18 protein-coding genes and 2 tRNA genes are annotated in these 19,821 nt (G+C 70.3%); 9 read left to right on the forward strand and 11 right to left on the reverse strand.

The window, feature by feature from the left end; all coding sequences use genetic code 11:
• Positions 1 to 35: 35 nt before the first annotated feature.
• The 5 genes from O7615_RS07960 to O7615_RS07980 form a co-directional block, all read right to left on the reverse strand.
• On the reverse strand, positions 36 to 287 hold the full coding sequence (locus O7615_RS07960) for a hypothetical protein (protein ID WP_278176714.1): 252 nt from the start codon (positions 285 to 287) through the stop codon (positions 36 to 38).
• Between the two features lie 93 nt (positions 288 to 380).
• Positions 381 to 454 (reverse strand) — tRNA-Met (locus O7615_RS07965).
• 138 nt (positions 455 to 592) lie between these two features.
• Positions 593 to 666 (reverse strand) — tRNA-Met (locus tag O7615_RS07970).
• A gap of 184 nt (positions 667 to 850) precedes the next feature.
• Positions 851 to 3,847 (reverse strand): UPF0182 family protein, encoded by a 2,997-nt coding sequence (locus O7615_RS07975; protein ID WP_278176715.1) that lies wholly within the window; start codon positions 3,845 to 3,847, stop codon positions 851 to 853.
• Positions 3,848 to 3,970: 123 nt separating this feature from the next.
• Positions 3,971 to 4,984 carry a PDZ domain-containing protein gene (locus O7615_RS07980; RefSeq protein ID WP_278176716.1) on the reverse strand — a complete coding sequence of 338 codons (1,014 nt, stop codon included), beginning with the start codon at positions 4,982 to 4,984 and terminating at the stop codon, positions 3,971 to 3,973.
• Positions 4,985 to 5,097: 113 nt separating this feature from the next.
• On the opposite strand from O7615_RS07980, the gene O7615_RS07985 reads away from it, so the two are divergent.
• The gene (locus O7615_RS07985) at positions 5,098 to 6,396 is read left to right on the forward strand and encodes a zinc-dependent metalloprotease (RefSeq protein ID WP_278176718.1); all 1,299 of its coding nucleotides are present in this window, start codon (positions 5,098 to 5,100) and stop codon (positions 6,394 to 6,396) included.
• A 68-nt stretch (positions 6,397 to 6,464) separates the two neighbouring features.
• Here the strand turns inward: O7615_RS07985 and O7615_RS07990 are convergent, their stop codons facing one another.
• Complete coding sequence (locus O7615_RS07990) at positions 6,465 to 7,097, reverse strand: hypothetical protein (protein WP_278176719.1); 633 nt, start codon at positions 7,095 to 7,097, stop codon at positions 6,465 to 6,467.
• A 66-nt stretch (positions 7,098 to 7,163) separates the two neighbouring features.
• Complete coding sequence (locus O7615_RS07995) at positions 7,164 to 7,685, reverse strand: M48 family metallopeptidase (RefSeq protein WP_278176720.1); 522 nt, start codon at positions 7,683 to 7,685, stop codon at positions 7,164 to 7,166.
• A gap of 537 nt (positions 7,686 to 8,222) precedes the next feature.
• Here O7615_RS07995 and O7615_RS08000 point away from each other — a divergent pair.
• The 3 genes from O7615_RS08000 to O7615_RS08010 all read left to right on the forward strand — a co-directional run bounded on the left by O7615_RS08000 (position 8,223) and on the right by O7615_RS08010 (position 11,038).
• Entirely contained in the window at positions 8,223 to 8,390 is a 168-nt protein-coding gene (locus O7615_RS08000) for a DUF5679 domain-containing protein (protein WP_012014940.1), read from the forward strand.
• A gap of 195 nt (positions 8,391 to 8,585) precedes the next feature.
• On the forward strand, positions 8,586 to 9,641 hold the full coding sequence (locus O7615_RS08005; protein WP_278176721.1) for a hypothetical protein: 1,056 nt from the start codon (positions 8,586 to 8,588) through the stop codon (positions 9,639 to 9,641).
• Positions 9,642 to 9,709: 68 nt separating this feature from the next.
• Positions 9,710 to 11,038, forward strand: a complete 1,329-nt coding sequence (locus O7615_RS08010; protein WP_278176722.1) for an AarF/ABC1/UbiB kinase family protein — start codon at positions 9,710 to 9,712, stop codon at positions 11,036 to 11,038.
• 302 nt (positions 11,039 to 11,340) lie between these two features.
• On the opposite strand, the gene O7615_RS08015 is transcribed toward O7615_RS08010, so the two are convergent.
• The 3 genes from O7615_RS08015 to O7615_RS08025 all read right to left on the reverse strand — a co-directional run bounded on the left by O7615_RS08015 (position 11,341) and on the right by O7615_RS08025 (position 14,414).
• Positions 11,341 to 11,706, reverse strand: coding sequence for a WhiB family transcriptional regulator (locus tag O7615_RS08015; protein WP_278176723.1), 366 nt, complete (start codon positions 11,704 to 11,706; stop codon positions 11,341 to 11,343).
• 132 nt (positions 11,707 to 11,838) lie between these two features.
• Positions 11,839 to 12,120 carry a hypothetical protein gene (locus O7615_RS08020; RefSeq protein WP_278176724.1) on the reverse strand — a complete coding sequence of 94 codons (282 nt, stop codon included), beginning with the start codon at positions 12,118 to 12,120 and terminating at the stop codon, positions 11,839 to 11,841.
• Between the two features lie 140 nt (positions 12,121 to 12,260).
• A complete protein-coding gene (locus O7615_RS08025) occupies positions 12,261 to 14,414 on the reverse strand; it encodes an ATP-dependent DNA helicase UvrD2 (protein ID WP_278176725.1) in 2,154 nt (717 codons plus the stop codon).
• A gap of 91 nt (positions 14,415 to 14,505) precedes the next feature.
• Between O7615_RS08025 and O7615_RS08030 the strand changes: the two genes are divergently transcribed.
• Positions 14,506 to 14,769, forward strand: coding sequence for a mycoredoxin (locus tag O7615_RS08030; protein WP_278182016.1), 264 nt, complete (start codon positions 14,506 to 14,508; stop codon positions 14,767 to 14,769).
• A 79-nt stretch (positions 14,770 to 14,848) separates the two neighbouring features.
• Here O7615_RS08030 and O7615_RS08035 read toward each other — a convergent pair whose 3' ends face one another.
• Entirely contained in the window at positions 14,849 to 15,418 is a 570-nt protein-coding gene (locus O7615_RS08035) for a flavoprotein (protein WP_278176726.1), read from the reverse strand.
• A gap of 70 nt (positions 15,419 to 15,488) precedes the next feature.
• On the opposite strand from O7615_RS08035, the gene O7615_RS08040 reads away from it, so the two are divergent.
• From O7615_RS08040 to O7615_RS08055, 4 genes are all read left to right on the forward strand, one after another.
• The gene (locus O7615_RS08040; RefSeq protein WP_278176727.1) at positions 15,489 to 16,691 is read left to right on the forward strand and encodes a helix-turn-helix transcriptional regulator; all 1,203 of its coding nucleotides are present in this window, start codon (positions 15,489 to 15,491) and stop codon (positions 16,689 to 16,691) included.
• A gap of 739 nt (positions 16,692 to 17,430) precedes the next feature.
• Positions 17,431 to 18,555: a radical SAM protein gene (locus O7615_RS08045; RefSeq protein WP_278176729.1), complete on the forward strand. Its 1,125-nt coding sequence runs from the start codon at positions 17,431 to 17,433 to the stop codon at positions 18,553 to 18,555.
• Positions 18,552 to 18,713, forward strand: coding sequence for a hypothetical protein (locus tag O7615_RS08050; protein WP_278176731.1), 162 nt, complete (start codon positions 18,552 to 18,554; stop codon positions 18,711 to 18,713). The genes O7615_RS08045 and O7615_RS08050 overlap by 4 nt, the downstream gene beginning before the upstream one ends.
• A gap of 86 nt (positions 18,714 to 18,799) precedes the next feature.
• Complete coding sequence (locus O7615_RS08055) at positions 18,800 to 19,609, forward strand: hypothetical protein (RefSeq protein ID WP_278176733.1); 810 nt, start codon at positions 18,800 to 18,802, stop codon at positions 19,607 to 19,609.
• Positions 19,610 to 19,821 lie beyond the last annotated feature (212 nt).

The following is a 19,821-nucleotide window of genomic DNA, read 5'->3' on the forward strand; positions in this document are numbered from 1 at the left end:
ACGGCCCGGGGCGGTCCGCGCGGGCGGACGGCCGGTCAGCGCGGTGGCCCACCACGGCGGCGGGTCAGCCGGACCACCAGCAGGACGATCACGGCCACCACCGCCAGGCAGCAGAGCAGGCTCAGAAAGCCGAAGAACCCGAAGCCGCGGCCCCGCCGCCGGGCGGCCTCGACGACCAGCTCCCCGGTGCCGGTCGAGGCCCACGCGGCCACGGGAACGAACACCGTCAGCACGACCGTACCCAGGAGCGTGCCGAGCCGCCCCCACCACCTACCGAAGGAAGACATGGGATCATCCTCGCCGAGACGCGCAACCCGTGGCCGCCGATCGGCTCGGAAACGACAGAGGCCCCGGATCAATCCGGGGCCTCTGTCGTGCAGTAGCGGGGACAGGATTTGAACCTGCGACCTCTGGGTTATGAGCCCAGCGAGCTACCGAGCTGCTCCACCCCGCGTCGGTAGATTCAGCCTACCCCATCCACGCCCGCCCCCGGTCACCCACCCCCGACCCCCGATCCGCCGGAGCGTGGCACGACGATCGGGGCCGCGGAACGACAAAGGCCCCGGATCGATCCGGGGCCTTTGTCGTGCAGTAGCGGGGACAGGATTTGAACCTGCGACCTCTGGGTTATGAGCCCAGCGAGCTACCGAGCTGCTCCACCCCGCGTCGGTAGATCCACCGTAGCGCACCACCCCGGGCCGCCGCAAAACGACCCACGGAACCACCCGCGCCAACGCCGCGCAGCCCGTGCCAAGCCCGCGCGGACCACGGCGGGTCCGCGCGACCGACCAGGGTCCGCGGCCAGGCGATCCTCCGACCGATCGCCGTCGCGGACCCTGGTCGGTCGCCGTCAGCCGGTGGGTGACGGGCTGGCCGGCGCGCCGTTTCCGCCGCCGGCGTCAGCTCCCTGCGCCTGCTGGAAGGCGGTCAGCGCGTCGTCCAACGCCTTCAGCGCACGGCCGTACCGCTCGAAGTCGCCGGACGCCTGCGCGGCCCGTACCTCCGTGATCGCGGCCCGCACCTGGTCGGCGGCGGCCGACAGCTCGACGGGAGCCAGCGGCGCCGGTGGGGTCGGCGACGGCGTGGTCGGCGGCTCCTCGCCCTCGACCGGGGGTTCCTCGCCCTCGACCGGTGGCGGCGGGGGCGGGTTGCCGGCGGCGGCCTGCTTACCCTGCTCGACGAGTTGCTTGATGCCGTCGGCCACGTTGTCGGCGAGTACGACGTAGGAACCCCCGTCGCCGTACGACATCAGCACCTTCTGCAGCAGCGGGAACGCGTCCTGCTGGTTGCTCTTCACGTAGACCGGCTCGACGTAGAGCATCCCGTCGCCGACGGGCAGCGAGAGCAGGTTGCCGTACTGCACCTGCGCCTGGTTCGAGGAGAGCAGGTTCAGCTGCTGTCGGATGGTCGCGTTGGTGTTGGTCATCCGCTGGTGCACCTGCACCGGCCCGGAGATCGCGGTCTGGTCCGGCAGCTCCAGCACCTGCAACGTCGGCTTGCCATCCTCGTACGACCCGGAGATCAGCGCGGCCAGGTTCTGCCGGCCGTTCGGGGTGACCGCACTGGTCAACTGGAAGCGCGGCCCCTCCTGACCGGGGAACTGCGTGTAGAGGTAGTACGGCGGCTGCTTCACCCCGCTGTCCGGCGCGTCCGGCACGTTCGGCACCTGCCAGAAGTCCTGGCCGGAGTAGAAGTCGCCGGGTGCGGTGACGTGGAACCTGGTCAGCAGGTTGCGCTGCACCTTGAACAGGTCGGCCGGGTAGCGGAAGTGCTCGACCAGCGCCGGCGGGATCTCCGCGCGCGGCTTGATCAGGTCACCGCCGAACGCCTTGTTCCACGCCTTGAGCACCGGGTCGTTCTCGTCGAACTCGTAGAGGGTGACCGTGCCGTCGTACGCGTCGACGGTCGCCTTGACCGAGTTGCGGATGTAGTTGACGTTCTCCCGGGCCAGCTGGATGGTGCCCCGGCCGGTCAGCTCGTCGGTGGTCTCCTGCTGGAGGTTGACCCGCTCGGCGTAGGGGTAGGTGGCCGAGGTGGTGTAGCCGTCGACGATCCACTGCACCCGGCCGTCCACCACCGCCGGGTACGGGTCGCCGTCGAGCGTGAGGAACGGCGCGACCTTCTCCACCCGGTCCCGGGGGTTACGCACGTAGAGCAGCTTGGAGTTCTCGTTGACCGCCTCGGAGAGCAGGAAGTTCGCCTCCTGCTCCTTGATCGCGTAGAGCAGCCGCCGGGAGAACGACCCGACGTCCACGCCACCGGAGCCGGTGTAGGTGTAGTACGACTCGCGCCCCTCGCCGCTCTCACCGGCCGGCCGGTCGAACTCCGCGGGGTTGGCGTCCGGGTTGGGCTTGCCGACGATGGCGTAGTCGCCATCGTCCATCCGCTCGCCGTAGTAGATCCGGGGCTGGCTCGCCGGGATCTGGTCGGCGGGCGAGGCGCAGGACTGCGACCGCTCGCCGAGGAAGCCGGAGATGAAGAACGGCTGACCACCGCAGACCACCCGGTTCGCGGGGGCGGCCACCAACCCGTACCCGTGGGTGTAGACGGTGTGCCGGTTGATCCAGTTGCTCTGTTGGGCGGTCAGCTCGCCATAGTTGATCTCACGTACGCCGACCACGTAGTCCTGGGTCTCGCCGTCGACCGTGTACCGGTCGATGTCGAGCTTCGGACCGAAGTCGTAGAAGCCACGCACCTGCTGGAGCTGGGTGTACGTCTCGCTGACCAGCTGCGGGTCGAGCAGCCGGACGTTCGAGATCACCGAGGTGTCGGTGGCCAGGCTCTCCGGTGGGTTCAGGTTGCTGGCCGCGTACGCCGAGGTCTCGGCGTTCTCCAGGCCGAACGACGCGCGGGTGGCCTGGATGCTGCGCTCGATGTACGGCGCCTCCTTGTCCCGGGCGCTGGGCTTGACCTCGAAGGTCTGCACCGCCCAGGGGTAGATGCCGCCGATCGCCACCGCGGAGACACCGAGCAGCGCCAGCGAGATGCCCGGCCAGACCAGGTTCCGCATCCAGGCGTTGGAGAAGATGATGATCGCGATCGCCACCACCACGGAGATGTAGGCGAGGATCTCCTTGGCCGGCAGCAGCGCGTTGATGTCGGCGTAACCGGCGCCGTAGACGCCCACGCCGTCGTTGTACTCCAGCAGCATTGCCCGCCGGTCCAGCACGTACGCGACGGCCTTGAGCAGGACGAAGACCGCCACCAGCGTGCTCAGGTGGGCGCGCGCGGCGTTGCTCATCCGGTCGCCGACGCCCTGTAGGCGCACGCCGCCGAAGAGGTAGTGCACGGCCAGCGCACCGATCAGCGCCAGCACCACCGCGGTGAAGCCGAGCCCCAGCAGGAAGCGCCAGAAGGGCAACTGGAAGACGTAGAAGCCGACGTCGACGCCGAACTCCGGATCCTGGACGCCGAAGTTGCCGCCGTGCAGGAAGAGCAGCCACTGGTTCCAGCGGCTCTGTGCCGACAACCCGGCGAAGAGGCCGACGATCGCGGCGGCCGCCGCGATCCACAGCCCGAGCCGGGGGCCGAGCAGCATCCGGTAGCGCTCCAGAGTGGCCTGCTCCGGCGAGTGCGGCCGGATCCGGGGCCGCAGCCGTTGCGCGAGCCAGAGGTTGCCGCCGACGATCGCCGCCATCGCCAGGGCGGCGGCCAGGAAGAGCAGCAGCCGGGTGACCAGCACCCCCCGGAAGACCGCGGTGTAGTCGACCTCGGAGAACCAGAGCCAGTCGGTCCAGGCTTGCACCCCCCAGCCGAGCAGGGTGAACAGAACGAACACCCCGACCAGGACCCCGATCGTGACGCGTCCGCGTCGGCTCATCCTCGGCAGGGGGCTGCTGCTACGCATGACCACTGTTGGCTCCGCACGCTCGTTATGATCGGCTCCGACCAGGCACCCAGAGTACGGGGTGTTCCTGAAAGCGTGGGCACAAGGTCGCGCCGTGCTGGCGGCGCACGGTCGAGGCGAGGGTCAGCAGTGCGTCGGCTCGCCCCCGGAACGCAGCGTCTCCAGCGCGTCGAGCGCCTCGTCGAGCGAGCCCACCCTGACCAACGGCAGGTCCGGCTGCCGGTTACGCACCGCCTCGGCGCAGTTGGCCGCCGGCACCAGAAACGCGGTCGCGCCGGCCCGCTTCGCGCCGACCAGTTTCTGCGGGATGCCGCCGATCGGGCCGACCTGCCCGGAGTCGTCGATGGTGCCGGTGCCCGCGATGATCCGACCGCCGGTCAGGTCCTCCGGGGTCAGCTTGTCGATGATGCCCAGGGCGAACATCAGGCCCGCGCTGGGGCCACCGATGTCCTTCAGGTCGAAGGAGAGGGTGAACGGGTGCGGCTGCTGCTGCTCGATCTCGATTCCGATCCGGGGCCGGCCGTCCTGCTCGCGGCTGGTGATCGTGTCGGTGCGGGCGGCGCCGTCGCGGGTGTATCCGATGCGCAGCGCCGTACCCGCTGGCTTCGCCCTGATCAGTTCGGTCAGCCGGGAGGCCAGCGGCACCGGCTCCCCGTCGACCGAGGTCACCACGTCGCCCGGGCGGAGCACCCCGGCCGCCGGCCCGTCGGCCGCGACGGTCTTGACCACCACCTGCACCTCGTACCCGAGTTCCCGCAGTGCGACGGTCTCGGCGCTGGTCTGCGAGACCTGGAAGTCCTCGGCGTTGCGCTGTTCGACCTCCTCCTGGCTCTCCCCCGGCGGGTAGACCAGTTCGCGCGGCACCACCGCCTGCTCGTCGGAGAGCCAGCCCTGGATGGCCGAACGCAGCTTGACGCTGGGGTGCACACCCACCGTGGTCAGCCGCAGCTGGCCCGCCGAGGTGGAGGTCTCCCGGCCGGTGACCTGGATGACCTCCTTGCCGTCCTCCTGCCCCACGGTGTCGACGGTCGGCCCGGGACCGAGCACCACGTACGGGACCGGCGCGCCGAGCACGCCGATGCTGAGCAGAGCGGTGAGCAGAGCACCGAGCAGGACGGTCACGCCGCGACGTCTCATGCGGCAGAGCGTACCGAGCGGGGTGACGGCTCCCGTCCGGCGCGACGATGACTTCGCCCTCAGCGCAACCGCACCAGCGGCCGAGTTATGGCCGTCGGCGTACCGTAGACGTCGTGCCTGATATTCCGTTCGGTTTCGCGCTACCGGGTGGGCAGCCGCCCGACCCCAACGACCCCGCGCAGATGCAGCAGTTCATGTCGCAGTTGCAGCACCTGCTCTCCGCGCCGGGCAGCGGGCCGGTCAACTGGGACCTGGCCCGCCAGGTGGCCGCCAGCCAGCTCGCCTCGGCGGGCGACCCGGCGGTCTCGCCGTACGAGCGCCACGCGGTGGAGGAGGCGCTGCGCATCGCCGACCTCTGGCTGGAGCCCGCCTCCGCGCTGCCCTCGGGCATCCGCAGCGCGGTGGCCTGGAACCGCAACGAGTGGATCTTCAAGACGCTCGACGTCTGGCGGAAACTCTGCGACCCGGTCGCCAGCCGGATGGTCGGCGCGATGGGCGATCTGGTGCCGCCGGAGGCCCGGGCACAGCTCGGCCCGATGCAGTCGATGGTGGCCACCCTCGGCGGCGCGCTCTTCGGTGGTCAGCTCGGCCAGGCACTCGGGTCGCTCGCCGCGGAGGTGCTCTCCGCCGGAGACATCGGCCTGCCGCTCGGACCGGCCGGCACGGCCGCGTTGATCCCGGCCAACATCAAGGCGTACGGCGAGGGCCTGGAACTGCCCGAGGACGAGGTACGCCTCTACGTGGCCCTGCGCGAGGCGGCGCACCAGCGGCTCTTCGAACACGTGCCGTGGCTGCGCGGGCACGTGCTCAACGCCGTGGAGACGTACGCCGCCGGCATCCGGGTGAACCGGGAGGCGATCGAGGAGGCGATGGGTCGGGTCGATCCGACCGACCCGGAGTCGATGCAGGCGATCGCCCTGGAGGGGATCTTCACGCCGGAGGACAGCCCGGCGCAGAAGGCGTCGCTGGCCCGGTTGGAGACCGCCCTCGCCCTGGTGGAGGGCTGGGTCTGCCACGTGGTGGACGGCGCGGCGGCCGCCCGGTTGCCGAACGTGGTGGCGTTGGGCGAGGCGTTCCGCCGGCGCCGGGCGGCCGGTGGACCGGCCGAGCAGACCTTCGCCGCCCTGGTCGGGCTGGAGCTGCGACCCCGCCGGCTGCGCGAGGCCGCCGCGCTCTGGGCGGCGCTCACCGAGCACCGGGGCATCTCCGGCCGGGACGCGCTGTGGGGGCACCCCGACCTGCTCCCCTCCGACGACGACTTCGCCGATCCGGTGGCCTTCGCCATGGCCGACGTGGACCTGATGACCGAGTTGGAGAACTTCGACTTCACCGCCCCGGGCGGGCCGGAGGAGAAGGCACCCGGCGAGACGGAGCGCCGCGACGACACCGAGGGCGACGAGAACCGCCCCTGACCGCCCGCGCCCGCTGCCGTCGGCTCGGCTGGGTTCAGCCGGCGGCCGGGCGGGCGCGTTGGCGGCCGTCAGCCGCGCCGGCCGGCACCGGAGAGCAGGGCGCGGGTGTTCTCCCAGCCGTCCAGTGCCGGGTCGAGCCGGGCGAGGTCCGCCGGCCCGCGCAGCCGGTGCCAGGCGGGCGTCACCGCCAGGTCGCCCGGGCGGGGCGCCGCCGCGCGTACGGCCGCGGGCACCGTGGCGTCGATGTCCAGCGGCGGCAGCCACGACGGTACGGGCAGCCGGGCGGCCACACCCAGCAGGCCGGGAAGGGCACCCTCGGCCGGCGCGACCGCGACCGGTCGGGTGGTCAGTGGGCGCAGCAACTTGCCGACGGTGAGTCCGGGCAGGTCAGGGGCGTCTCCGACGACCACCGCGGCCTGCTCGTAGCCACCGTCCGGCCCGTGCGGGGCCGCACCCAGCGCGGCGAACACCGCGTTCGGCGTCGGTTCGGGCACCTCGTACACGGTCGTGCCGGGCCAGATCACCGCATCGGCCAGCCAGCGGTCCGCTCGGGTGACCGCCACGGCGGTCTCCACCTCGTTGAGCATCGCGAGCAGGTCCACCACGTCCTCGGCGAGCGCCGTGCGCCAGCCCACCGGGTCGACACCGGGCGGTGCCCAGGCGACCGGCGCGAGCAGCGCCACCACCACACGTCGGGCCATCCACCGACCCTACCGCCGAGCGCGCCGAGCGTGCGGGGCGTGCCGGGCGTGCGGGGCGTGCCGGGCTCAGGGGGCGCCGGCGACGGCCGCCACACCCTCCAGGTAACCCCGGGCGCGTTCGGTTCTCGGGTACCGGCCGACCAGTGCCCAGAACCGGGCGTTGTGGCTGGGCACGATGAGGTGGGCCAGCTCGTGCAGCAGCACGTAGTCGATCACCCAGTCCGGCATCTCCTGGATCCGGTGCGACAGCCGGATGGACCGGTCCGCCGGAGTGCAGGAGCCCCACCGGCCGTTCTGGTTGCTCACCCACCGGACGCTGATCGGCAGGGCCTGGTCGCCGTACTCGGTCAGGTAGAGCTTGATCAGCCGATGGGCCCGGGCCAGCAGTTCCGCGTCGGAGCGGACCAGGCGCCCCTCCCGGGCGGCGAGCCGGGCGAGCATCCGGTCGACCCACTCGCTCTCCTCGGCCCGGGAGAACTGGTCCGGGATGAGGACGACGACCCGCTCACCGTCGCGGTAGGCGGACACCGTGCGTCGTCGACGCTGGCTGCGCCGTACTTCGACAACCGGCTTCCGCACCCCAGCCATCAGTGGACCGCGCAGCCTCGGTTTGCTGTCACGTTGGCAAGCTAATGCGTTGTGACCAGGGGTCCGCAAGAGTCAACCCCTCGACACGCGTCCGGAAAATGGGGATTGGTCGCCAGGAGTCCCGAAAAATTTCTTGCTGGACCGGCCGCAGCCGTCACGATCACCCTTCGTGGTGACCCGTGAGGTGTCACACCAGGCTCGGCCACCACGGTAAGTGATCATCGCGCCGGACCCCACATCGGGGGGTGTCAGCCCCTCATCCGGGGGTGCTACCAGCGCACTTGCGGGTGCCCGGTCGGCGTGTCCCCGCCAAAGTGACTGATCTGACCCAATTTGGCGTGCACACTCTCGACGTCGCCTTGCTCACAGTGGCAATGCGCAGCTGACATGGAACCGCCCACACCTGGGTAGGGTCCGCCAACCGGTGGTCACGTGGGTGGCCACGGGACAAGACCCGGCGCCGGGGGTCCTGAGCGACCGCCACCGGGAGACCCACCGGGCCGTTTCGGCCGGTGGACGAGACGAGGAGGGCACACCGTGGCCGACCAGGCCCAGACCTACAACGGTTACTGCGTCAAGTGCAAGGAGAAGCGGGACTTCGAAGGCCGCGTCGAGGTCTCGAAGACCGGCATGAACATGGCCAAGGGCAAGTGTCCGGTGTGTGGCACAACAGTGAACCGCATCCTGGGCAAGGCGAAGGTCTGACCTACGCGTACCGCGCGAGGGGGGTGGCCGGCGGCCACCCCCCTCGCGCGTCTCCCGGTCACTGTCGGACGGCCGACTCAGTTACTCGCGGGTTGTGGATAACTCGCGGAATCCTGTGGACAGCCCTGCGCCTGGGGCCGGCCACCTGTGGACAACGATCGACGGACAGCAGGGGAACGGTCACTATTCGTGCCCATGACGCAGTATCCCGAGCACCCGCCGTCCCCCCGTCCCCGCCTGTTGCCCGGGCTCAGCCGGCTCTGGCGCGACCGGCACACCCTCCAGCTCGGCATCGGTCACGAACGGGCGGTCCTGGTCGAGGTCGCCGACCCCCGGGCGGCCCGGCTGCTCGATTTGCTCGACGGCGCCCGTAGCGAACGGCAGGTGCTGACCGGGACGACCCGGACGGGTGTCCGACCGGAGCACGCCCATGCCCTGCTCGACGCTCTGCGCGCCGCCGGTCTGGTGGTGCCGGCGCACACGCTCGTACCGCGCGACCTCGCCGAACCACGACGGACCCGGCTCGCCGCCGAGGCCGGCGCGCTGGCGCTGGCCGCCGACCGGTTGCCGGGCACCCCGGCCCAGGTGCTCCGGCGTCGCCTGGCCGCCCGGGTGGTGGTCACCGGTCCCGGCCCGCTCGGCGCCGCCATCGCGGTCGCCCTGGCCCAGGCGGGCGTCGGGCACGTCCATCCCGACCTACCCGGGACGGTCCGCCCGGTCGATCTCGTCGGCGGCGGCATCGCCGCCGACGAGATCGGGCGTCCGCTCGGCGCCGCGGTCCGGGCGGCCCTTCAGCGCGCCGCACCCGGTACCGGCACCGGCCCGCTGCGCCGGCCCCGGCCCGACCTGGTCATCCAGCTCGGCTCCGACCGGCCGGCCGCGCTGCTGGCCACCGGTCATGCGCAACGGAGACAGCCACACCTGCTGGTCGAGATCCGGGAGGGGGTGCCGGCGGTCGGCCCGCTGGTCCGCCCGCCGATCGGCCCCTGCCTGCGCTGTCTCGACCTGCACCGCGCCGACCGGGATCCGGACTGGCCGGTGCTCGCCGCCCAGCTCGCCAGCGGTCCGCCCACGCCGGCCTGCGCCGCGGGTCTCCTGCTGGCGGCGACCGCGTACGCCGTCGGCGAGGCGCTGAGCCAGCTGGACGGCGGCACGCCGGAGACGCTTGGCGGGGCGATCGAGGTGGTGTCGCCGGGCAGCCTCCGTCGCCGGCTCTGGCCGCCGCACCCCCGGTGCCGGTGCGGCGGGTAGCCGTTCGGCGAGGGTCGGAGCCGGCCGCACGGCAGCAGCGGGCCGCCCGAGTCGGTAACAATGACCAAGTGACCGACATCCCGCGCCGGGCCGTGTCCCGGACCGCCAAGCTCGCCGCTCTGCCGCTCGGCTTCGCCGGCCGGACCGTCCTCGGCATGGGTAAGCGCGTCACCGGGCTCGCCTCCGACGTGATCTCCGCGGAGATCCAACAGCGCACCGCCGAGCAGCTGTTCAGCGTCCTCGGCCAGCTCAAGGGCGGGGCGATGAAGTTCGGCCAGGCGTTGTCGGTCTTCGAGGCCGCCCTCCCGGAGGAGATCGCCGCGCCCTACCGGCAGGCCCTGACGAAGCTCCAGGAGGCCGCGCCGCCGCTGCCCGCCGCCAGCGTGCACAAGGTGCTGGCCGAGCAGTTGGGCCCCGCCTGGCGGGAGCGGTTCGTGAGCTTCGACGACTCGCCGGCCGCCGCGGCCAGCATCGGGCAGGTGCACCGGGCGGTGTGGCGGCTGCCGGACGGCACCGGCCGGGACACCGCCGTGAAGATCCAGTACCCGGGAGCCGGCGACGCCCTGCTCGCCGACCTCAAGCAACTCTCCCGGCTGGGTGGCATGTTCCGGGCCATCCAGCCCGGCCTGGACGTCAAGCCACTCCTGGCCGAGCTGCGGGAACGGATCACCGAGGAACTGGACTACGAGCTGGAGGCGGAGTCGCAGCGGGCCTTCGCCGCCGCGTACGCCGACGACCCGGAGATCTACGTACCGGCGGTCTGCTTCGCCTCCCCCCGGGTCCTGGTCACCGAGTGGATCGAGGGAACACCGCTGGCCGACATCATCCGGTCCGGCAGCGAGGAACAGCGCGACGAGGCAGGGCGGCTGATGGCCACCCTCCACCTGTCCGCGCCGGCCCGGGCCGGGCTGCTGCACGCCGATCCGCATCCCGGCAACTTCCGGCTGCTGCCCGACGGTCGCCTCGGGGTGATCGACTTCGGCGCCGTGGCCCGGATGCCGGAGGGTACGCCGGAACCGATCGGACGCATCGCCGGGCTGGCCCTGCGGGGCGACGCCGACGAGGTGGTGGCCGGCCTGCGGGCCGAGGGTTTCGTCAGTTCCGGGGAGCCGGTCGACGCCCCCGCGCTGCTGGAGTTCCTGCGTCCGATGCTGGAACCGATCGCCGCCGACGAGTTCCGGTTCACCCGGGCCTGGCTACGCGCCGAGGCCACCCGCCTGGCGAATCCCCGCTCGCCCGCGTACCAGTTCAGCCGGCAGCTCAACCTGCCGCCGTCGTACCTGCTCATCCACCGGGTCACGCTCGGGTCGATCGGGGTGCTGTGCCAACTGGAGGCCAAGGCGCCGTACCGCGGCATCCTGGAACGCTGGCTGCCCGGGTTCGCCCCGGTGAGCTGACCGCCCCGGCACGCGAAACGGCGGGCGGGGACCGGTCGGTCCCCGCCCGCCGATGCGGTGCGTCGTCCTACAGAACGCCCAGTTCGCGGGCTGACCGGGCGCGGCCGGTCATGGCGACGGTACGGGCGGATCGGGTTGCCTCAGTGCTCGTGGTGCGACCGGCCTGAGGCCGGAGCATTCGAGCCCTCGACAACGCTTCGTGGAGTAGGTACATCTCGGCTCCGTTCGGAAGGTGCGGCATGGTCGTCATCTCTCTCTCGGCCGGCGCGACGCCGGCGGGGGTGGTCTGAATCGGGAACATGTCAGGCAGCCAGCCGGACGGCGCCGCGCGACGTGGCAAGACCATTGGCCGCCAGCCGCGCCTCCGCCTCGACCCGCAGCTCCGCGTCACGGGCGAGGTCCTCCTTGCGCGGCCGGCCACGGGGCCGCTTACGCGGAACGACCGCGCCACGCTCGAAGATCTCGCCGCCCCAGACGCCCCACGGCTCGGCCCGCTCGGCCGCGCCGGCCAGGCACTCGACGCGCAGCGGGCAGTCCCCGCAGAGCGACTTGGCCAGTTCCAGCTCGGTGGGCGAGTCGGAGAACCACAGGTCGGGGTCGAACTTCCGGCAGGGCAGGTTCGCCTCCATCTCGACGCTCAGGTCGAGCGGGGCCAACGCCAGACTCATAGCCCGGTCACCTCTCTCTCACTGCGATCTCGTGGATCGCTGTTCCGACGTACTTCGGCGGTGCAAAAAACTGAGGCCGCGGATCCCGGTATGCGGGTTCCGCGGCCTCGAGGTGAGCCGGTGGTCTGGTGATCAGACCGGTCTACCTCGAGGTGGAACACCGCGGACGTCCATCCGCTTGACGCCATCGACGCCATTGCCCGTGAAGACACTGCTCCCCTGCTGCCCATTCGGCATCGGTGCGAGGATCAGCTCGGCCTGAACCTCGACCCGGTGCGCCGGCGGAGCCCACGGTCGAACGGCGACGGCGGTGGCCCGGACCCGCGTCGCCGGAGCGACGGTGATCGGGGCAGCCGACAGCGGAGCGACGGCAACGGGCAGCGCCGTCGGACGCTGGTAGATGTAGCTCTCCATCGGGGCCACCTCCCTTGACGTTCACTCGTGGTCGACTCGGACACAGACCCCGTGAGCAGCCCGAACAGGGCCCCCTCGCGAGGTGTGCCCTGAGGCTATGCCGGCCGGTGGGGCGAGGGCAAACGAATTAACGGCCGGATTCAGAAACTTTTCTGCGAGCAGATTTCGTCGACCGCCGCGCCACCCACCAGCGCCAGCACCGCCTCCCCGTACAGGCCCAGCTTGCGCGGGCCGATCCCGGCGATCGCGACGAGTTCCTCGGCCCTGCCCGGCCGCCGTTCGGCCAGCGCGACCAGCGTCGCGTCCGTGAAGACCACGTAGGCGGGCACCTTCTGCGCCCCGGCCACCCGCGACCGCCACTCGCGCAGCCGCTCGTGCAGCTCCTCGTCGATGTCGGAGGGGCAGGTGGCGCAGCGACCGAGCTTGCGGTCCGGGCCGGCGATCAGGGTCGTACCGCAGATCCGGCAGGAGACGGTCCGGGTGGCCGCGCGGCGCTGCGGCACCCGCGCCGACCGGCCGCCGGTCGCCCGCTCCACCCCGCCGGAGGGGGCCAGCTGGGGCAGGAACCGGCACGGGCGGCGGGCCCGCCCGCCCGGCGAGCGCGCGGAGGCGTACGACAGCCAGAGCCACTGGCGGGCCCGGGTGATGCCGACGTAGAGCAGCCGGCGCTCCTCCTCGACCTGCTCGGCGGTGCGCGCGTACGTGGTGGGCAGAGTGCCCTCGGCGAGGCCGACCACGAAGACCGCGTCCCACTCCAGCCCCTTGGCGGCGTGCAGGGAGGCCAGGGTCACCCCGTCCACGGTCGGGGCGTGCTGCTGGGCCGCCCGCCGGGCCAGTTCCTCGGTGAAGTCGGCCAGGGTGACCGGGCGCTCCACCGTGGCGGCCACCCCGAGGGGCAGGATTTCCGGTGCGGCGGCGTACTCCTCGGCGAGCTGGACCAGCGCGGCCAGCGCCTCCCAGCGTTCCCGGGCGGCGCCGCCGGGCGGGGGCGCGTCGGGCGCCCACCCGACGCCGGCGAGCGCCTCGACCACGGCCGCCCGCAGCGGGGTCTCGCCGGGGATCGACCGGGTGGCCGCGCGCAGCGCCACCATCGCCTGGCGCACCTCGGCCCGCTCGAAGAACCGCTCCGCCCCCTGCACCACGTACGGCACGCCGGCCTCGGCGAGCGCCTTCTCGTACGCCTCGGACTGGGCGTTGGTGCGGAACAGCACGGCGATCTCGCGGGCCGGCGTGCCGGCGTCGACCAGCGCCCGGCAGCGGGCGGCGACCGCGCTGGCCTCGGCCGGCTCGTCGGTGAAGATCCGCCGGTCCGGCTCGGGGCCGGGCGGGCGCTGGCCGACCAGCTCCAGGCGCAGCCGCGACTCGGTGCCGCGCGCCTGCGAGATGACCGCGTTGGCGAGCCCGACCACCTGCGGGGTGGACCGGTAGTCGCGGACCAGTCGGACCACCGTGGCGCCCCGGTGCCGGCGCGGGAAGTCGACCAGGTACGCCGACGTCGCCCCGGTGAACGAGTAGATCGTCTGGCTGGCGTCGCCGACCACGGTCAGGTCGTCCCGGCCGCCGAGCCAGGCGTCCAGCAGCCGCTGCTGCAACGGGTTGACGTCCTGGTACTCGTCGACGACGAAGTGCCGGTACTGGCTGCGGACCTGCTCGGCGACGTCCGGGTGCTCCTCGATCCCCCACACCGCGGCGCGCAGCACGTCCTCGAAGTCGATCACCCCGCCGGTCCGCTTGAGCTTCTCGTACGCGGCGAAGACCTCGGCGACCTTCCCCGGCTCGTGCGGGGTCTCCCGCAGCGCCTTGGCCGCGGCCACCGCGTACTCCCCCGGCTCGACCAGCGAGGACTTGGCCCACTCGATCTCACCGGCGAGGTCCCGGGCCCCGGTCCGGTCGGCGCGCAGGCCGACCCGGGCCGCGGCGAGGGTCACCAGCCGGACCTTGCTGTCCAGCAGCTCGGGCATGGACCGCCCGTCGAGCAACCGGGGCGCGAAGTAGCGCACCTGGCGCAGCGCCGCCGCGTGGAAGGTGCGGGCCTGCACGCCGACCGCGCCGAGCTGCGCGAGCCGGTGGCGCAGCTCGGCGGCGGCCCGGGCGGTGAAGGTGACCGCGAGCACGTGCCGGGCGGATATCTCGCCGGTCAGCGCCCGGTACGCGATCCGGGACGTCACGGCCCGGGTCTTGCCGGTGCCGGCGCCGGCGAGCACACAGACCGGACCGGCCGGGGCGGTCACCGCCGAGCGTTGCTCCGGATCGAGCCCGGCGAGCACGCCAACGGACGCGGAGTTAACCACCACAGCGGGGAATTGTCGCAGCTTCCGCGAGCGTTGCAGCGGATAGCCCCTGCTTGATCGGCAAGCAGCCGGCGTGACGCGGGAGGATCTCACCATGCTGACGATGTATTCCACTCCCTGGTGCGGCTACTGCCACCGGCTGAAGTCGCAGCTCGACCGGGAGGGGATCGCCTACGAGGTGGTCGACATCGAGCAGGATCCGGAAGCCGCCAACTTCGTGATGAGCGTCAACGGCGGCAACCAGACCGTCCCCACGATCCGTATCGATCCCGCCGGTGGCGGGGCGCCGATCGTCATGACGAACCCGTCGATCACGCAGGTCAAGAGCGCGTTGGCCGGTGCAGGCGTGACTGGCTGACGAAGCCTCGACGGCCGCGTGACCGCAGCGAGACCCCGGTGACGAGCCGGGGTCTCTGCGTTGTCAGGGCTGCCCGCCCCTATCTGCCACCAAGGTCGATCGTCCTGCGGAGTTTGCTGACGGCAGAAGCCAGGTCAGCCCACGGGAAGAGCGCGGCAGCCGGCGGCCCCATGTTCGGAGTGGGCAGGGGATAGCGATCCGGATCGAAGAGCAGATCAATCCCCCACGACCGGAGCGCCTGCACACTGGCACGGAATGCCGGATGACGGGCCAGCGCCACGTTCGGCGTGGGAACCGCGATGATGGGCAGCGGTAGGCCGATGGCCTCGTTCAGCATGCCGAGCGCAAGCGTGTCGCTCGCTCCCGACACCAGCTTGTTGATGGTGTTGAACGTCGCCGGAGCAATCACGTACGCATCGGGAAACGGCAGAACATCCGGCTCGTCTGGCTGCTTGTAGTCGTAGCGCACCTGGTGGCCGGTGATGTCCGCGAGCACATCAAGGTCCATGAACTTCACGGCGGACGGCGTGGCGACGACGCATACATGCCATCCGTCAGCTTGCGCCTGAGTCACGAAGTGCGGCAGGTCGGCGGCGGGCCGTCCGCCGCACGCCACCACGTAGAGCACAGGCTGACCAGCGGTTGGCATGCCACTCCATCACTCGACCGATGACCTGAGCCTGGTGGTTCAAGCCCAGACGCTGACGTATCGTCATGCCATGGTTGCGGACCGGCGAGAATCCGGCACCGCGCTGGACCACATCGGAGTACGGGTCCGCCGTTGGCGGCTCAAGCGTAATCTCAGCCAGCGCGTGCTTGCGGATCTGGCCGGTCTGAGTCAGGGATACATCGCGCAGATCGAGGCCGGAACGGCCCCACTCGACAAACGCAGTACGCAGCTCGCCCTGACCAAGGCACTGCAAATCTCCTTGGCCGACCTGACCGGGCAGCCCTACGACCCGACGACGTTGGAACATGCCACCGCAGCACGACACCTTCCCGCGTTGAGGGCGGCGATCGCAGCGCTGGCGTTCGGTTCAACCGACGCTCCAGAGGACGGCCCGTCCGACCTTGCGGACGCCGTGCGCAAGGTCACCGAGTTACACAACGCCTGCCATTACGATGACCTTGTTGCCGGCCTCCCGAGCTTGCTTCTGGCGCTGAGCGGCGAGCGGGACGATCCGGCGTCGGTTCGTCGCCTAGTCTGGGTGACGTATGCCGCCACATTTGCGGCGAAGTATCTCGGGCACACCGATCTTGCGATGCTCGCTGCTCAGCAGTGTCGGGCGGTCGCGGCGCTTCTGACCGACGAGCCGGAGTGGTTGGGGTTGGCGGAGTTCGCCGTCGTTCATACGCTGCCCGCCGAGTCGAAGGCGCTGCCGTTGCAGCGTGCCGTCCGCGCGATCGATCTGCTGGAGATGGCCGCTGATCACCCACACGCCGGACAGGTACACGGCATGCTGCACCTGAGTGCCGCCATGCTGGCTGCAGTTGGCGGGGACGCTCAGGCGAGCCGTACGCACCTCCACGAGGCCCGTGCCTCTGCTTTGCGACTCGGTGAGGGCAACTTCGGCCAGTTGTGGTTCGGGCCGACGAACGTCGAGATCTGGCGGCTTGGTGTGTTGGCCGAGCTTGGTGATGGTGGCGCCGTCGTGCACCTGCCAGGACTGGACGTTTCGACCATCGGTTCATCGAACCGCCGGGCAACCATGTACGCCGATCTCGGCAGATGCCTTGCCCAGACGCGCAAGCACGACGGGGAAGCCGTGGCCGCTCTACTACGCGCTGAGACGATCGCCCCTCAGCGAGTTCGCTTGTCGCCGCTGGTACGCGAAACCGTCGGTTCGATGCTGCGACGAGCGCGCCGTTCGGCCGGTGGGCGAGACCTGCAAGCCCTCGCCGCGCGGCTCGGCGCAGCGTGATTACAGCCTCTAATCATTCCTGCTTGGAGTGCGCATAGCGTCACATCCCGTTGAGCACGGGCGGCCAACGCCCGACCTGGACCGCGGGAGGGCGTGACAAGATGGCAAGCCACGGAGGCCAGCCTCAGCATGGCAAGGCATCCACGACGTACTACGCGACCTCGGCCGACCAGCAATTGGGCGAGGCACAGCGACTACTCGACGCGCACGTCACGTCGAGCGCCACGGGCCGTTGTCTGGAGTGCGGCACATTGGGTCCGTGTTGGAGGCGCGAGAGCGCAGTAGTGATCTTCTCCAGGACCCTGCGGCTTCCCACGCGTCTGCCAGGAGTTAGCCAACCTGAGTTAATCAATGCTCGACGGATACCGGCCGCACGGCTGCCGCTCGCCGGTTAGTGGTGACCAGATGCCGAAGTCAACCACCATGCACACCCCTTCCCGCCCGGACTGGAGTTGCAGAGCGCCCGGCTGTGGAGAGCCGTGGCCGTGCGCGACGAAGCGCGCAGATTTGCTGAATACGTACGCGAACGCACGTCTGGTGCTGCGCATCTACATGGCTTCCAACATGCATGACGCGATCGAGGATGCCGTCCGGCATCCCACGGGAGTCGGGATCGATTTATGGCCCCGCTTCATGGGATGGATTCCACAGGTGCCGAATCCTCCGATCGCCACACCCACCGACCAGCGGCCGGAGCAGCGATCCGACCAACGCGGCGGCAAGTTCCTAGGAGAAGCCGATGTACCAGGCAATTGTCAGTCCCCAGGAAAGCAAGTTCGTTGCCGTACGTGCTGGTCAGCAGGCAGCCATCCAACTTCCTTCCGCCTACTACGGCGAGCTTGCTGAGGTCGCGGACTCGGACGGGGTGGTGCCCGACTGGTTCGGGGTTGCCGCACGTCAAGCCTGGGGTATCGAGCTAGCAGGTCGCCCCATCCATGACGTCCTGGTGGTGAGGGCGCCATCGGTCTTGTCGGTGACGTACAGCCGCGCCTCATGGGAGATCAACAAGGGCTGCAATTTCTCCTGCGAACACTGCTATCTCGAGCAACGACCGTTCGCCGGGCTCCCCCTCACCGACAAGCTCCGTCTACTCGACATGCTCCGCGACATGGGCGTGATCTGGTTCGAGATTACCGGCGGCGAACCTCTCATCGATCAGGACTTCGTGCCGGCGTACAAGCGGGCACATACCGCCGGAATGATGGTGGAGATCCTCACGAACGGCTCACGGCTCTACCGTGACGACCTGCTGGAGACCTTCGCCGTACACCGACCGCACAAGATCACGATCTCGATGTACGGGGCGAGCCCGGAGACAGCGGACGCCCTGACGCAGACCCGGGGAGCGTTCAAGAGCGCCTACCGGGGGATGGTGGCAGCAGCCGGAGCGAGCCTGCCTGTCGAGGTCACGCTGATCATTACCAAGCACAACGTCGAGGAACTCGGCGAGATGCGCGCGATGGTGCGAGACCTCGGACTGTCGTTCAAGGAGTACGGGTCTATCTCGCCTACCTACACCGGCAAGGGGTCGACACTCGCGACGCAGGTTCCGAGCATGGTCGGCAAAAGCGACATATTCCAGGGCTGCCCAGCAGGCCATACCTCGTTCCACGTCGACCCACACGGCTTCGCCACGATGTGCAAAGTCGGCCGGGACAGCCCCATCAACTTGATCTCCGAAGGCCCTGAAGGGCTCTTGCGTCTGCCCGGGATCGCAGACGTCCAGATGCTTCGCACGGGTGGATGCAGCGGCTGCAAGATCTCGTCCACCTGCCGGGTATGCCGACCCATGGCGCGTGTGTACCAGGAGGCGAAGGCACCACTGAGTCACTACTGCCAGCACGGCATGAAGGAGGAGACATGACCGCCATCCACGTCGACATCACCAGCCGTCCGCCGAGGACGCACAACGCCGCCAAGAACCCTCCCAAGCAGGAGCCCGCCGGCATCGTCATCACGAACGTCGAGGCGCTCACCGTGGGGAACGAGCGCGGCTGCGGCAACGACAACCCGTACAACTGACCCAACGCCCCACCAGTTGAGCGCTCCGGGTCGCCGTCGTGCCATGACGCGGTGATCCGGAGCGCGCTCCCCGCTGAAGGAACGCCGTGCCACTCGCCCGCGTCTCGTACTGGAATCTGCCGAGGGTCGTCCGCAACAGGATCGAGGACGCCATCGGCATCGTCACGTCGGCCTCATCGGTCGGCGAGGGAATGAACAACTCCGTTGCCTCCCTGCTGCAAACGTCAGGAGGACGCTACTTTGTGAAGGCGTTGCCGTCTGACCACCGCTGGGCGTGGACCCAGGCACGGGAAGCAGAGATCGCTCAGTACCTACGCCCGATTGCTCCGGCGCTCTATGCACGAGTCGTAGACCTGGGATGGGATGTCCTGGTTTTCGAGGCACTGGCGGGACGCCAGGCGGACTACACCCCCAGGTCAGCCGACCTCCGGCACGTTGTCGACCTACTCACTCGAATCGGTGAGTTTCCTTGCCCTGACATCACCCTGCGGCGGGCGGAGCAACGCCTACAGGCGTACGCCGATGCGAGCAACCTCCACTACTTCGCCGGTGACGCCTTGCTCCATACGGATTTGAACAACGCCAACGTCATCATCGGTAGGGACGGCGCTCGCATCGTTGACTGGGGATGGGCAACCCGCGGTGCCTCATGGCTTGACGCTGCCTACTGGGTTATCTGGCTGATCGCCGCAGGCCACAGCCCTGAGTCGGCCGAACGATGGGCAGCGAAGGTGCCAGCATGGCGAACTGCCCCGGCAAGTGGCATAACGGCATTCTCTGCCGCGAACGCCCACCTGTGGGCCGACGTTGGCGGAACAGATCCGGACGCGTGGACTCGTCGTCTAGTCAATGCCGCCGGTTCCTGGCACGGGTTCAGAAGCAGCTTTGAACCATAGATAGCTGCGCGTTCAGGGCCAAAGGCTACGGGAGCCACTCGCGCGGGTTCATGTTGTCCCTGGACAGCCAGCACAGCGGCTGTGGGTGCATCTGTTGTCGCCTGGGTAACAACAGATGCACCCACAGGTCGCGTATCCGGGACGTAGAGCCTGGCGATCTGGTGCAGCGCAGCCGGCCGACGTTGGCATGCGGGCGCCGCCGGAGCGCTGGC

It is taken from the genome of Micromonospora sp. WMMD1082 (assembly GCF_029626175.1).
Lineage (GTDB): Bacteria > Actinomycetota > Actinomycetes > Mycobacteriales > Micromonosporaceae > Micromonospora.

Coding starts and splice junctions, on each gene's coding strand:
- O7615_RS07960 (WP_278176714.1), bottom strand. CDS start 287: ATGTCTTCCTTCGGTAGGTGGTGGGGGCGGCTCGGCACGCTCCTGGGT.
- O7615_RS07975 (WP_278176715.1), bottom strand. CDS start 3,847: ATGCGTAGCAGCAGCCCCCTGCCGAGGATGAGCCGACGCGGACGCGTC.
- O7615_RS07980 (WP_278176716.1), bottom strand. CDS start 4,984: ATGAGACGTCGCGGCGTGACCGTCCTGCTCGGTGCTCTGCTCACCGCT.
- O7615_RS07990 (WP_278176719.1), bottom strand. CDS start 7,097: ATGGCCCGACGTGTGGTGGTGGCGCTGCTCGCGCCGGTCGCCTGGGCA.
- O7615_RS07995 (WP_278176720.1), bottom strand. CDS start 7,685: ATGGCTGGGGTGCGGAAGCCGGTTGTCGAAGTACGGCGCAGCCAGCGT.
- O7615_RS08005 (WP_278176721.1), top strand. CDS start 8,586: ATGACGCAGTATCCCGAGCACCCGCCGTCCCCCCGTCCCCGCCTGTTG.
- O7615_RS08015 (WP_278176723.1), bottom strand. CDS start 11,706: ATGAGTCTGGCGTTGGCCCCGCTCGACCTGAGCGTCGAGATGGAGGCG.
- O7615_RS08020 (WP_278176724.1), bottom strand. CDS start 12,120: ATGGAGAGCTACATCTACCAGCGTCCGACGGCGCTGCCCGTTGCCGTC.
- O7615_RS08030 (WP_278182016.1), top strand. CDS start 14,506: ATGCTGACGATGTATTCCACTCCCTGGTGCGGCTACTGCCACCGGCTG.
- O7615_RS08035 (WP_278176726.1), bottom strand. CDS start 15,418: ATGCCAACCGCTGGTCAGCCTGTGCTCTACGTGGTGGCGTGCGGCGGA.
- O7615_RS08040 (WP_278176727.1), top strand. CDS start 15,489: ATGGTTGCGGACCGGCGAGAATCCGGCACCGCGCTGGACCACATCGGA.
- O7615_RS08045 (WP_278176729.1), top strand. CDS start 17,431: ATGTACCAGGCAATTGTCAGTCCCCAGGAAAGCAAGTTCGTTGCCGTA.
- O7615_RS08050 (WP_278176731.1), top strand. CDS start 18,552: ATGACCGCCATCCACGTCGACATCACCAGCCGTCCGCCGAGGACGCAC.